10 protein-coding genes and 1 pseudogene are annotated in these 12,576 nt (G+C 52.8%); 7 read left to right on the top strand and 4 right to left on the bottom strand.

The genetic code is table 11. The annotated features are described in order from the left end of the window. Nucleotides 1-15 precede the first annotated feature (15 nt). From QOT07_RS11795 to QOT07_RS11785, 3 genes are all read left to right on the top strand, one after another. Nucleotides 16-768, top strand: coding sequence for a maleate cis-trans isomerase family protein (locus QOT07_RS11795; RefSeq protein ID WP_099061907.1), 753 nt, complete (start codon nucleotides 16-18; stop codon nucleotides 766-768). Between the two features lie 9 nt (nucleotides 769-777). Beyond that, nucleotides 778-1,413, top strand: a complete 636-nt coding sequence (locus tag QOT07_RS11790) for an N-carbamoylsarcosine amidohydrolase (protein WP_112347446.1) — start codon at nucleotides 778-780, stop codon at nucleotides 1,411-1,413. A gap of 145 nt (nucleotides 1,414-1,558) precedes the next feature. After that, nucleotides 1,559-2,866, top strand: a complete 1,308-nt coding sequence (locus tag QOT07_RS11785; RefSeq protein ID WP_099061905.1) for an MFS transporter — start codon at nucleotides 1,559-1,561, stop codon at nucleotides 2,864-2,866. 30 nt (nucleotides 2,867-2,896) lie between these two features. Here the strand turns inward: QOT07_RS11785 and QOT07_RS11780 are convergent, their stop codons facing one another. After that, nucleotides 2,897-4,060 carry a serine hydrolase domain-containing protein gene (locus tag QOT07_RS11780; RefSeq protein WP_283603174.1) on the bottom strand — a complete coding sequence of 388 codons (1,164 nt, stop codon included), beginning with the start codon at nucleotides 4,058-4,060 and terminating at the stop codon, nucleotides 2,897-2,899. A gap of 168 nt (nucleotides 4,061-4,228) precedes the next feature. Continuing rightward, nucleotides 4,229-6,430, bottom strand: coding sequence for a peptidyl-dipeptidase Dcp (dcp, locus tag QOT07_RS11775; protein ID WP_283603173.1), 2,202 nt, complete (start codon nucleotides 6,428-6,430; stop codon nucleotides 4,229-4,231). A 379-nt stretch (nucleotides 6,431-6,809) separates the two neighbouring features. Here dcp and QOT07_RS11770 point away from each other — a divergent pair, with 379 nt between their 5' ends. The 4 genes from QOT07_RS11770 to QOT07_RS11755 are packed head-to-tail and all read left to right on the top strand — an operon-like array spanning nucleotide 6,810 to nucleotide 10,176. Continuing rightward, nucleotides 6,810-7,655: an alpha/beta fold hydrolase gene (locus tag QOT07_RS11770; RefSeq protein WP_283603172.1), complete on the top strand. Its 846-nt coding sequence runs from the start codon at nucleotides 6,810-6,812 to the stop codon at nucleotides 7,653-7,655. A 26-nt stretch (nucleotides 7,656-7,681) separates the two neighbouring features. Further along, a complete protein-coding gene (locus tag QOT07_RS11765) occupies nucleotides 7,682-8,263 on the top strand; it encodes a VOC family protein (protein WP_283603170.1) in 582 nt (193 codons plus the stop codon). Beyond that, complete coding sequence (locus tag QOT07_RS11760; protein ID WP_283603168.1) at nucleotides 8,260-9,264, top strand: fumarylacetoacetate hydrolase family protein; 1,005 nt, start codon at nucleotides 8,260-8,262, stop codon at nucleotides 9,262-9,264. Before QOT07_RS11765 ends, QOT07_RS11760 begins: the two co-directional genes overlap by 4 nt. Before the next feature lie 6 nt (nucleotides 9,265-9,270). After that, nucleotides 9,271-10,176: a thioesterase domain-containing protein gene (locus QOT07_RS11755; RefSeq protein WP_283603167.1), complete on the top strand. Its 906-nt coding sequence runs from the start codon at nucleotides 9,271-9,273 to the stop codon at nucleotides 10,174-10,176. Between the two features lie 609 nt (nucleotides 10,177-10,785). On the opposite strand, the pseudogene QOT07_RS11750 reads toward QOT07_RS11755, so the two are convergent. Continuing rightward, a pseudogene (locus QOT07_RS11750) lies at nucleotides 10,786-11,658 on the bottom strand (ATP-binding cassette domain-containing protein); the annotation flags it as partial. Then, a complete protein-coding gene (locus QOT07_RS11745; protein WP_488175596.1) occupies nucleotides 11,634-12,095 on the bottom strand; it encodes a hypothetical protein in 462 nt (153 codons plus the stop codon). The gene QOT07_RS11745 and the pseudogene QOT07_RS11750, both read right to left, overlap by 25 nt. Between the last annotated feature and the right edge of the window lie 481 nt (nucleotides 12,096-12,576).

Here is a 12,576-nt window from a genome sequence, read left to right as displayed (position 1 = left end):
TAAGGAGCCTTTGTCATGAGTAAAAATTACCGTATCGGCCAGATCGTGCCCAGTTCCAACACCACGATGGAAACCGAGATCCCGGCGATGCTGACGGCACGCCAGTTGATCCGTCCGGAGCGCTTTACCTTTCACTCCAGCCGCATGCGCATGAAACACGTCAGCAAGGCGGAACTGGCAGCAATGGACGCCGAATCAGACCGCTGCGCACTGGAGCTGTCCGACGCCCAGGTTGATGTGCTGGGCTATGCCTGCCTGGTGGCGATCATGTCGATGGGTTTGGGCTATCACCGCGAGTCCCAGGCCCGCTTGGCGCAGGTTACCCAGGACAACAACGCCGCTGCCCCGGTGATCAGCAGCGCCGGTGCGTTGGTCAACGGCCTGAAGGTGCTGGGTGCCAAACGCATTGCGCTGGTTGCCCCCTACATGAAGCCACTGACCCAAATGGTGGTGGACTATATCGAGCACGAAGGCATTGAGGTCAAGGTGTGGCGCGCGCTGGAGATCGCCGACAATCTGGCGGTCGGCCGTCATGATCCGGCCAAACTGCCGGGCATAGTTGCCGAAATGGATCTGAGCGGTGTCGACGCCATCGTGCTGTCTGCCTGCGTGCAGATGCCGTCATTACCGGCGGTCGCTACCGTTGAGGCGCAAACCGGCAAGCCGGTGCTGACCGCCGCCATCGCCACCACCTACGCCATGCTGACGGCACTGGAACTGGAGCCGATCGTTCCCGGTGCCGGCGCCCTGCTGTCCGGTGCTTATTAAGGAGGCAAAATGGCAGCCGAGCACTCGCTTACCGATAACTACCACGGCGTCTGGGGTAACCGCATCGGCTTCGGTCTGCGCCCGGCCCTGTTGGTGGTCGACTTTATGCAGGGTTACACCACCGAAGGCGCGCCGTTGTTCGCTCCCGGCGTGGTCAGTGCGGTCGAAGAAAGCGTGGCACTGCTGACAACCGCGCGCCAGGTGGGAATTCCGGTGATCCACACCAATATCCGCTATCATGCAGGGCATTTTGCCGATGGCGGCATCTGGGTGAAAAAAGCACCGGTTATGAAGGACATGGTGGAGGGGAATCCGCTGGCGGCGTTCTGTCCCCAGGTGGCCCCGCGAGCCACGGAAGTGGTGTTGACCAAGCAGTATGCCAGCGCCTTTTTCGGTACCTCGCTGGCCCCCATGCTGGTGGCGCTCGGCGTCGATACTTTGCTGCTGGTCGGCTGTTCCACCAGCGGGTGTATCCGCGCCAGCGCTGTGGATGCGGTACAGCACGGCTTTCGCACCATCGTGGTACGTGAATGCGTGGGCGATCGTCACCCTGGTCCGCATGAGGCCAACCTGTTCGACATCGACAGTAAATACGGCGACGTCGTGGCCAAACGGGAGGCAATTGATTATCTGAACCGGCTGTAATCCAGAGTTTCACCTGCACGGAGTGCTGAAAAATAAAGAAGGCGCGGCAAGCGCCTCAGGTGACCGCCCGATACAAGGCGGCTTCCAAGCAAACACACAACGCTCCTCCTCCGGAGGCCACCATGCACCACCTGGAGACATCATCATGGCCATTGTTGAAACCCCGTTAACCGGGAAAGCGGGCGCAGAATCGCTTCTGTACCGCAAAATCACCTGGAAGCTGATCCCGTTCCTCTGTCTGTGCTATCTGGCCGCCTATCTCGACCGCATCAACGTCGGGCTGGCCAAGCTGCAGATGGCCGATCAACTGCAATTGAGCGAGGCGGCCTTCGGTCTGGGAGCCGGGCTGTTTTTTGTCGGCTATATCCTGTTTGAGGTACCGAGCAACCTGATCCTGCAACGGGTCGGTGCCAAGGTGTGGATTGCCCGCATCATGATCACCTGGGGCCTGCTTTCCGCCTGCACCATGTTCGTCACCACCCCTAACCAGTTTTACATCATCCGTTTTCTGCTCGGCGTGGCGGAAGCCGGTTTCCTGCCCGGCGTGCTGTATTACCTGACGCTGTGGTTCCCGACCTACCGTCGCGGCCGCATTATTGCGCTGTTTATGATTGGCCTGCCGCTGTCGAGCGTGCTGGGTGGCCCGATTTCCGGCTGGATCATGGGGCACTTTGATATGCGCCACGGGCTGCATGGCTGGCAATGGTTGTTCCTGCTGGAGGGCATCCCCAGCGTGCTGCTGGGGGTACTGACTTTCTGGGTGTTGCCGAACAATTTCCGCCAGGCCAAATGGTTATCCGACGAAGAGAAACAGCGGATTGCCGAGGATCTGGCGCAAGACGACGCCGAGGCCGGTCACAGTAAACACAGCTTCCGCGACGGCTTCTTTAATCTCAAGGTCTGGATGCTGGGCGGCATTGACTTCTCGATCCTGCTTAGCGCCTATGCGATGGGGTTCTGGATGCCGACCTTTATCAAAACCGCCGGAGTGACCGACATTACCACCATAGGTATGCTGACCGCGCTGCCGAGCGTCGCCGCCCTGCTGGGGATGCTGTTGATCGGCACCAGTTCTGATCGTATGCGTGAGCGACGCTGGCATATCATAGTGCCGTTTATTGTCGGCGCGATGGCGATGGCCGGTAGCACCTTCTTCACCCATAACGTGATCGCCACGGTGCTGTTGTTCTCTGTCGCCCAGGCGGCGATCATCGGGGCGGTACCGGTGTTCTTCAGCCTGCCCGCCACCTTCCTGCGGGGAACGGCGGCGGCAACCGGCTTCGCACTGGCCTGCTCGTTGGCCAATATCGCCGGGTTGGTGAGTAACTCGCTGATGGGGCTGGCGCTGGATCTGACCGGTAAAAGCGGTGGCGCACTCTGGGCGTTCGCCGGTTGCCTGTTGATCAGTTCCCTGCTGGTGGTCGCGCTGCCGGCCAAGGTGGTTAACCGCTGAGGATGTTGGGCTCCGTTCGCGGGGCCCGACTTATTGGCAGGTGAAATGCCCGTCCGCCGCCTCGCCCATGCGTTGCAGCAAACGATGACCAATATTATTGCTCCAGTTGAAGCTGTTTTGCAGCACCACCACCGCCGTTTTATGGCGCAGATCCAGGCCGATATAGCTGGAATAGCCGCCGATAAACCCCACCTGATAGGTAATTTGCTGCGAACCCACGTCGTCAACCACCCAGGCGATGGCCGCCGCCTCTTTACTGCGCGCAAAATGCACGGTCAGCGAGTCTTTCAGCGCCTGATCCAGTGCCGCCGAACCGGTAGGGACGAAATGTGCCTGCGCATAGCGCAGCAGATCGTCGGCGTCGGTATATAACCCGGCGGCGCCAATCATATAGGAAGAAAACTGCCAGTCGGGCACCGGCTGCCCGCGCCGAATAAACTTGGGCTGATCGCCGGCATGGCCAATGGCCCGTTGCGCATAACCCGGCAACTGCTGTGCATCGTAACTGGTGTGGGTCAGCCCCAACGGCTGGAGGATGTTTTCCGTGGTCAGACGATCGACGGTTTTACCGGTGCGCCGTTGCAGGATGTAATCCAGCAGCGCATAGCCCAGATTGGAATAGCGTGGGGCTTCAACGGCCGGGGCCGCAAACTGCGCCAGGTCGTCGAGGACTTTTGGCGTATCCAGCGAGCCATAAAAATTATCGCCGGTAAACAGATAGCGGACAAAGGCCCCCAGCATCTCCGGCGTCATCATCTGACGCGGCAGGCCCGAGGTATGGGTCACCAACTGCAGCAGGGTAATGTTGGCCGCATCCTTGCTGAGCAAGGTGCCGGGCGGCAGTAAGGTTGCCAACGTATCGTCCCAATGCAGCACGCCCTTGTTGACCAACACCACCGTGACTTCGGCAATAAATCCCTTGCTGACCGACCCCACGGCAAACAGCGTGTTGCCGTTAACCGGATAGCGCTGCTGCGCATCGGTCACGCCGTAACCATAGGTGCGCGCCTGCCCGTCTGCCGTCAATACGCCCACCACCAATCCCGGCGTCTGCCCGCTGTCGACTATCGGCCGTGCCAGGCTGTCGACCTCGGCTTGCAGGTCAGCACTGCACGCCAAACGCCGGCTTTCCAACGGTGATGTATCGGTCGGCATGCGCGACAGCGTGCCACAGGCTGAAAGCAGCAATGGCATAATCAAAGCAAAACAGCGCGTTAGGAGGATTCTTATCTTCATTGCTCACGGGCCAAAAAATAATCGGCGCATGATAAACCATCACACCGCCCATGTCCCCGTGGAATGAAAAAAGGACGCAAGCAAGCTTGCGTCCTTGGTGGTCATTTTGGTTAACGTCGTGGCGTATTACTGGTCTTTCAAGCCCCGGTTAATCAGCATAGGTTCAATGCTTGGCGCTTTGCCGCGCCAGTCGATATACAGTTTTTCCAGGTCCTGACTGTTGCCGCGCGACAGGATCATATTGCGGAATCGCTGGCCGTTCTCCGCGGTCAGGCCGCCATGTTCGCTGAACCACTGGAAGGCATCATCCGCCAGCATTTCGGTCCACAGATAGGCGTAGTAACCGGCCGCATAGCCGTTACCCCAGATATGCTTAAAGTAGCTGGAGCGATAGCGCGGTGGCACATAGCTGAGATCGATTTTATCTTTCATCAGCGATTCGGCCTCGAACTTGTCCACGTCCTGCTGCGGTTGGTCGGCACTCAACATATGCCAGTGCATGTCCAACAGCGCCGCAGACAGCAGTTCGGTCATGTCATAGCCTTTGTTGAACTTGTCGGCCTTTTTGATTTTGTCGACCAGCTCTTGCGGCATGGCTTCACCGGTTTTGTAATGCTTGGCGTAGTGCGCAAAGACCTTGGGATCGCTGGCCCAGTGTTCGTTGAACTGTGATGGGAACTCAACAAAGTCACGCGCAGTATTGGTACCGGACAGGCTTGGATATTCCTGATCGGCGAACATGCCGTGCAGCGCATGGCCAAACTCGTGGAACATGGTGATCACATCATCGTACGACAACAGTGCAGGCTGGCCCGGTGCCGGTTTGGTAAAGTTGGCGACGTTGTAAATCACCGGCTTGGTGCCTTTCAACTTCGACTGCTCGACAAAGTTGCTCATCCAGGCGCCACCGCCCTTGTTGTCGCGCTTAAAGAAGTCGGTATAGAACAGCGCCAGTGATTTGCCGTCTTTATCGAACACCTCATAAACCCGTACGTCCGGCTGATAAACCGGGATGTCCTTGCGCTCTTTGAAACTGATACCGTACAGCAGGTTGGCGGCATAGAACACGCCGTTGTTCAGCACGTTATCCAGCTCAAAGTAAGGTTTGATCTGTGACTCATCCAGGTCGTATTTGGCTTTGCGTACCTGTTCGGCGTAGAACTGCCAGTCCCAGGCTTCAACCTTGAAGCCGCCTTTTTGCTGGTCAATCACCGCCTGAATGTCTTTGGCCTCACGTTCGGCACGCGCGGTAGCCGCCGGGACGATATCGCGCATAAAGCTCAGCGCGGCATCCGGGGTTTTGGCCATCTGGTTTTGCAACTTCCAGGCCGCGTAATTTGGGAAGCCCAGCAGTTTGGCCTGCTCGGCACGAATTTTAGCCAGCCGCGCAATGGTCTGGCGAGTGTCGTTAGCGTCGCCCTTTTCTGCGCGGTTCCACGAGGCATCAAACAGGGCTTTACGCGTCTCGCGGTTTTTCAGGCTCTGCAATTCCGGTTGCTGGGTGGTGTTTTGCAACACCAGCAGCCACTGTTTATCCAGCTTGCGTTCACCGGCCGCCTGAGCCGCCGCCGCCAGTTCGCCTTCCGACAGGCCGTCCAGCTTCCCTTGTTCGGTGATCACCAGTGCACCCTCTTTGGTCGCCGCCAGCAATTTGTTGGAGAACTGGGTGCTCAGCGTTGCTGCTTCCTGGTTCAGCGCCTTCAGCTTGGTTTTATCGGCGTCGGACAGATTAGCCCCCGCCAGTTCGAAGTTCTTATAGGTCACTTCAACCAGGCGACGGGATTCCGCATCCAGCTTCAGCGTGTCGAGCTGCTGATGAACGGCCTTGATACGGGCAAACAGCTTGCTGTTGAGCATGATGGCATCATCCAACGCCGCCAGCTTCGGTGAGCTTTGCTCGTCCAACTTTTGCAACGCGTCACTGGTGTTGGCCGAGGTCATGGCGCCAAACACATTCATCACCCGCGACAGCATCGCGCCGCTTTGTTCCAGCGCCACGAAGGTATTTTTAAAGTCAGGCTTGGCCGGGTTGTTGGCGATCTTCTCCACCTCTTCCAGCTTCTGCTTGATACCGGCGTCGATCGCCGGGGCATAATCACTTTCTTTGATCAGATTGAACGGCGGTGCCTGGAATGGCAGACGACTTTGATAGAAGAACGGGTTTTCATTCTTTTTATTGTTGTGTTGGTTGGCTTCACCGGTCACGTTAGCCTCCTTTGCCTGGCCACTTGGCAACGCGCTATGATCCGCGTGCGGTTGGGTTTCTTCTGCCTGTGCCTGCGAGCCCAGCGCCATGCCGATCGCCAACACCAATGTCGATAAACGCATCAAATCGAAACTCCTCCATGTTCACAGAATAAGGTCGCGGAGAGCTCATCTCCCCTTGAGTCACATCCTAGCTTAGGCGCAGTTGGCAGATTGAGCAAAAACAAGTGATTAGAAGCTAACCGGCCTCGACAACAGGCCGTTGATTGTCCGGTTTTATATAACGGTTCATCCCAAACTCGCCTATAGACGCTTTATTAGCGGCGCATTAGCCTTATTCAACCGACTAATCATTCATCGAAATAACCCGACTTAACCGCATACCAATATCAAATCCACAGGTAGCGTCACCCTCAAATAATTCTGAAAACGCGTCATGCACATGACCAAATTCGCACCAGCTTAAAACGTGCGGCTATTTAAATCAGGAGATGGATATTTCATGGCTACAACACCTCAACCTAATGAACAGATTTTGGGGGGACATTCGCATCGTCAGGAAAACAGGACCACGAATGAAACCCCCTTACTTAGTGCCAGGATAATCGGTCAGGGCACCCGATGCGTGGTGATGCTGCCGGGTTGGTTTGGTGACCATAACGTCTATCAGCCGATGTTCCCCTATCTGGACACCGAGGCCTTCACTTATGTGTTTGTGGATTTTCGTGGCTACGGCCAGTCACGCGACATAGCCGGCAGCTACACCACCAATGAAATGGTCGCTGACGTGGTCAACCTGATGGATAGCCTGGGTTGGCATCGCTTCGACGTCGTCGGACATTCCATGGGGGGGAAAATTGCGCAGATCATTGCGGCCAGACACTCTGAGCGAGTACGCAGTGCGGTGGGCCTGACACCCGTTCCGGCCAGCGGGCTGGACGTAGAACAGCAGGTTTGGCGCATCTTCGAGCAGGCGGTCGAGGATGATACCTGCCGCCATTCTCTGATTGATTTTTCCACTCATCACCGGCTGCCTCGCCGCTGGGTCAGCGATACCGTTCAACAGTCGCGCGCGGCCTGTGCCCCAGCGGTATTTGAAGCCTACCTCCGTAGCTGGGCGCTGGAAGATTGTTCCATCGAAACTTACGGCTGCACGGTTCCCTTGCTGTTACTGATCGGCCAGCACGATCCGGCGCAGACACTGCCGATGATGGATAACACCTGTCTGAAGTGGTTCGTCAATGTGGAGACGGAACTGCTCGAAGGCTGTGGACACTACCCAATGCAGGAAATCCCGCTTTATCTGGCGGGTGCCATCGAGCGTTTCTTGCGCAAACAAACTAAGTAGCAGCGACTCTGCTGGAGGTTTACATCATGCACACTGATTTTCCATCGTCTAAAAAACCGGCGGTTAAAACCGACGCCCCTGCCAGGCCGATCCGTCGGCTGCACCATTTTGCCTGGCGCTGCCGGGACGCAGAGGAAACCCGACATTTCTATGAAGATATTCTCGGCTTGCCGCTGGTCCATGTTATTAAAAACGACCATGTCCCCAGCACCGGCGAATACTGCCCGTATGTGCATATCTTTTTCCGCATGAAAGATGATTCGCATATCGCCTTCTTCGATCTGGGTGACGGGATAGCGGCACAACCCAGCCCAAATACCCCCGAGTGGGTTAACCATATTGCCTTGAAACTGGATAACCGCGCCGATCTGGACAGCATGCATCAACGGTTACTCGCACAGGGTATTGCGGTGATTGGGGTTACCGATCACGACGGTTATCTTGAATCCATTTACTTCTTCGATCCGAACGGGTTTCGTCTGGAATTGACCACCGAAGTGGCGGCGGCCGAAACCGTGGAAGGCTTTGCCCGCACGGCGCATCAGGAGTTGGCGATTTGGACCCGAGAACAATCACGACGCCAGGCCCAGGCTGAGGGGAAATCATGAGCGTCACTCTGGCTGCGCAATTACGTTTGGCCACACGCGAAAACGGCCGCCGGGACGGTGAATTGATGCTGGTCTCTCCCGATCTTTCGCGTTGCATTGCCGTGCCCGCTATTGCCCGCACCCTGCAGGAAGCGTTAGATAACTGGTCGGCTATCGCACCACAGCTGATGCAGGTGGCTGCAAGCGGCTGGGACACTGGCGACCTCTTCAATGCCTCAAGCTGCCTGGCACCGCTACCCCGCGCCTATCAGTGGGTTGATGGGTCCGTTTATCGCCACCACGCCAAACTGATGTATCAATGGCGAAATGAACCTATCCCTCCGCAATATGAAGAGAAGCCGCTGGTTTATCAGGGCGGTTCGGACGTGATGTTAAAAGCAACCGCGCCGATCGAAGCCACTGATGATGAGCTGGATATTGATTTTGAAGCAGAGATCGCCGTGATAACCACTGACGTCCCTCTCGGGGTGACGCCCGAGCAGGCGCTGGAGTGTATCGCGCTAGTGGTGTTGCTCAATGACGTCTCTCTCCGCGGTCTGATCCCCGACGAACTGGCCCGGGGTTTCGGTTTCTACCAGAGCAAGCCTGCAACCAGTTTTGCCCCGGTTGCCGTGACGCCCGCGACGCTCGGCGCGAACTGGCGGGACGCCATGTTGCATTTGCCGGTGCACGTCAGTCTGAATGGAAAATGGTTTGGCGCTCCGGACGCCGGTGATGATACGGCGTTTAATTTCGGGCAGCTTATTGCACACCTTGCCTGCACCCGCGCTTTGGCGGCTGGCAGCATCGTGGGGGCAGGCACCATCAGCAATGCCGATCCGGCATCCGGCAGCGCCTGCATTACCGAAGCCCGGGTGCGTCAGGCGCTGAGTGGTGTAGATGAAAGCCAGCGGCAGCCCTATCTGGTACAGGGTGACCAGGTGCGGATTGAGGTGTTCGATGCCGACGGACATTCCGTGTTTGGTGCCATCGACCAAAAAGTGGTGATCCTTCAACAATAAATCACGGTGACCTGGCTAGCGCTGGCCGTAGCAGGCAATGATCTCCCCGGCAACGGCCACCGCGATCCGGTCTGCTTGCCGCTATCACGCAATGGGAAGTTGGATCGCTTGTTGTTATCCACAATCGCCGAACCACGACAGTTTAATCGTGATCTTAGCTCTCCCGCTATCACGGCAGAGATATGGCATTTGCAAACGCTGCTGGCGGAAACGCTGAGTTGCGCACCGGATCAGATAGATCCCCACACCAATTTCTTTGCTAATGGCGGCAGTTCATTGTCTGGTATTACCTTTCTGGGGGAAATCAAACACTGTTTAAGCGTAGAATTGACGCTAGCGGAAATTCTTGGTTACCCACAGCTCAGCTTTCTTGCCGAACGCATCCATCAAAATTGCCCGTCAGTACTGTCGATGATATCTGGAAATATAAATCACCCCTCGCTGCCTACGCTGTATTTAGTGCATGGCGCAGGGGGGCAGGTTAATCAATACGTCGGATTAATGCGACAGTTAGCACCCTACGCCAACATCCGAACCATCGCCAGCCCAGGGTTAGCGGCATCCAATGGCGGCATATCATTCACTCTACAACAGTTGGTTGCCACCCATTTGGCCGCCATACCGCAAGACGAACGCACCTCGGCCGTCATCGCTGGTTGGTCGTTAGGCGGTCAATTGGCCATCCATATGGCAGCATTAGCCACACAGCAAAATGAACCATTTGCGCATGCTGTCATAATTGATAGCAGCTTACCCTCTTCTGCCACTCTGAAGAAACGTCACTACAGCGTTGTACAATGCTACCTGAATCTTTTCGACTCTCAAACCCACCAATTGCAGACCCATAAATGCTGCCATTTGGTAACCTCGTGGCAGCTCCCACTAAGTCACCGGCAAGATTACCCACAATAACAATGGTTTAACGATCAGCATCTGCACCTGAAATCATCAACAACTCATTTTTTGTTAATTCTCTCACTTCCCTTCTCCTTTTTTGCGAAAAATGAAATTACTTTTAAGATAAAAATTAACACTGCGGCTCCTAGCAACGAATAGATGATGGCTTTCATCGTAAACCCACTGCCAGAAATCAATTGAGTGACAAAAAAAACAAAAGAAGTTTTAATATATTCAATGGATAAATCATTCATCTTGGATAATAACCCCAAACTATATTTTATAACTATTGAACAGCCGTACTAAGAAGTCCTTCCACAATACTCAATGCGGAAACCATAGCATCCTCATATCTTCCAGAGATTAATTTAAAAAAATCATTATTCAATGCTTTCATGGTATATTCCTTTTGTTTAAGAAATTCAATATCAACTTTCTTAAAATCAGATAAATCATTGAGCTAAAAAGAGAGTAAATCAATGCTCTCGTGATATAACCGCTACCAAATGTAAATTGTAAAACAAAGAATAAAACGAATATTTTTATGTAACCAATAATTATTTTTTTCACTTTAAACATCCCTGCTTGTTTTGCCTGTTAATTAACACAGAAACCCAAAAAAAATCAATCCAGTGAAATTATTCTATCGGCTGAGGAAATTGTCGAAGGCCTGTGTGCGATAATAATTCTGGTAATATTCAATTGTGCAATAGCATTGTTTATTTTCTCTTCATTATCCAGGTCCAGATGACTAGTCGCCTCATCCATAAACAATATGCTTGGTCTACGGTATAAAGCTCTCGCGATCAACAATCGCTGTTTTTGCCCACCTGATAAGCTCCCGCCTAACTCACCTACCAAGGTTTCATAACCCATTGGCATTTTCTGAATATCATCATGTATATTACAACGTCGTGCGCAAGCCTCCACACGTTTAATGTCAACTTCCGAATCAAATCCGGAAATATTTTCTATGATTGAAGCCGCCAACAATTTATCGTCTTGTAATATACATGAAATACATTGTCGGTAATTATTTACACCGATATTATTGATGTCAAGCCCATCAACCAAAATAGCACCTTCATCCGGAACCAATAGCCCACACATCAGCTTCATTAGTGTGGTTTTTCCTATCCCGGATGCGCCAACGAACGCTACGCTTTCTCCTGCCGCTATTTTAAGATTAAAATCATCAAGTATCGGCTTAGCTAATCGGTCGTATTGATACCGAATATTTCGCACCTGAATATCCACCGCTTTTCCTTTGGCGAAAATATCACGGTTAGGCATTTGTTTTTCCGGCAAGGATAAAACGATGTCCGCAACCCTTTCATTATGCAAGCTAAGCATGCGTAGTTGGATCACCATGTCTATAAGGCTACCCGCACGGTCAGAAAATTGACCTCGATAGGCATTGAAAGCCACGTACATCCCTAATATCATTTGATTATCAATCACCATAGCTGCACCTAACCACAGAATAACAACCTGATCGCAGCGCGCAAGTTCTTAAGCGTCATTCGCTTATTACCCTGCAATTTTAGAATAATACTGTCTATATGGTTTAATTGGTTCTCTAAGGCCAATCGAGTATTGACGCTTACCTTACCAGAGTTTGTTACTCGACTGACATCAATTTGATAGAGTCGCTGGCCTTTTTTTACTACCTCACCAACTTTGACAAAACGCTCCGAAATGAAACCTTGCTGTGGAGAGAAAATATTTACGGAACGGGGGGATGTAGCGATCTCACCATAAACATTAATTCGCCTTGTATAGCTACTTAATATCAATAACGAGATGGTTATAATAATAAATAATAGTGAAATGACGCCAAAAAACCATGGTGGCATTCCTGCAATCAATAGTGCCTTCCCTGCCCATTTAGTACGCTGATATTCAGCGGACTCCTGCCTAAATACATTTCGCATAAAATCCATTTCCCAGCGATTATGTTCAACCCTACCTTGCCTTTAAAATATTAAACAGTGAAATAGAAGTAAGCATTCATCTTGTGAATTATTTAAGTCTATTATTACCGCTAATGTCTCTCAAACCCTATACCACCCATTATTTCAATGCAATGACTTTAGTAATACTTTTTGGTTACAACTTCCGGGTTTTAAAATGCAAATGATATCGAAACCAATTAAAAGCCAACTAACTGAGTAATCATATTGAAGTTGGAGGGATATTAACCTCAATAAAATAACCATGTCATCCATCTAGTACGTCGACTGCGTAGAAACCCAATATTTATAACGTATGAATATTCCTTTTAATTTCAACATCATTCCTATTACGGTACTAAAAATCAATATCCATACATATTCCAACTACAATAACCAATTCTTATTAATTTCTTGACTGCTAGAATTAACGCAATTGATTTTCACACCACCCTTATTTAGT

The organism is Serratia proteamaculans, assembly GCF_949794035.1.
Taxonomy (GTDB): domain Bacteria; phylum Pseudomonadota; class Gammaproteobacteria; order Enterobacterales; family Enterobacteriaceae; genus Serratia; species Serratia proteamaculans.
The sequence above is the reverse complement of the archived record's forward strand: the minus strand, read 5'-3'. Positions and strand labels throughout refer to the sequence as shown.

What these genes read in the sequence shown, in the direction of transcription:
- QOT07_RS11785 (WP_099061905.1), top strand. Translation starts at nt 1,559, where the DNA reads ATGGCCATTGTTGAAACCCCGTTAACCGGGAAAGCGGGCGCAGAATCG.
- QOT07_RS11770 (WP_283603172.1), top strand. Translation starts at nt 6,810, where the DNA reads ATGGCTACAACACCTCAACCTAATGAACAGATTTTGGGGGGACATTCG.
- QOT07_RS11780 (WP_283603174.1), bottom strand. Translation starts at nt 4,060, where the DNA reads ATGCCATTGCTGCTTTCAGCCTGTGGCACGCTGTCGCGCATGCCGACC.
- QOT07_RS11765 (WP_283603170.1), top strand. Translation starts at nt 7,682, where the DNA reads ATGCACACTGATTTTCCATCGTCTAAAAAACCGGCGGTTAAAACCGAC.
- QOT07_RS11795 (WP_099061907.1), top strand. Translation starts at nt 16, where the DNA reads ATGAGTAAAAATTACCGTATCGGCCAGATCGTGCCCAGTTCCAACACC.
- QOT07_RS11745 (WP_488175596.1), bottom strand. Translation starts at nt 12,095, where the DNA reads ATGCGAAATGTATTTAGGCAGGAGTCCGCTGAATATCAGCGTACTAAA.
- QOT07_RS11760 (WP_283603168.1), top strand. Translation starts at nt 8,260, where the DNA reads ATGAGCGTCACTCTGGCTGCGCAATTACGTTTGGCCACACGCGAAAAC.
- QOT07_RS11790 (WP_112347446.1), top strand. Translation starts at nt 778, where the DNA reads ATGGCAGCCGAGCACTCGCTTACCGATAACTACCACGGCGTCTGGGGT.
- dcp (WP_283603173.1), bottom strand. Translation starts at nt 6,430, where the DNA reads ATGCGTTTATCGACATTGGTGTTGGCGATCGGCATGGCGCTGGGCTCG.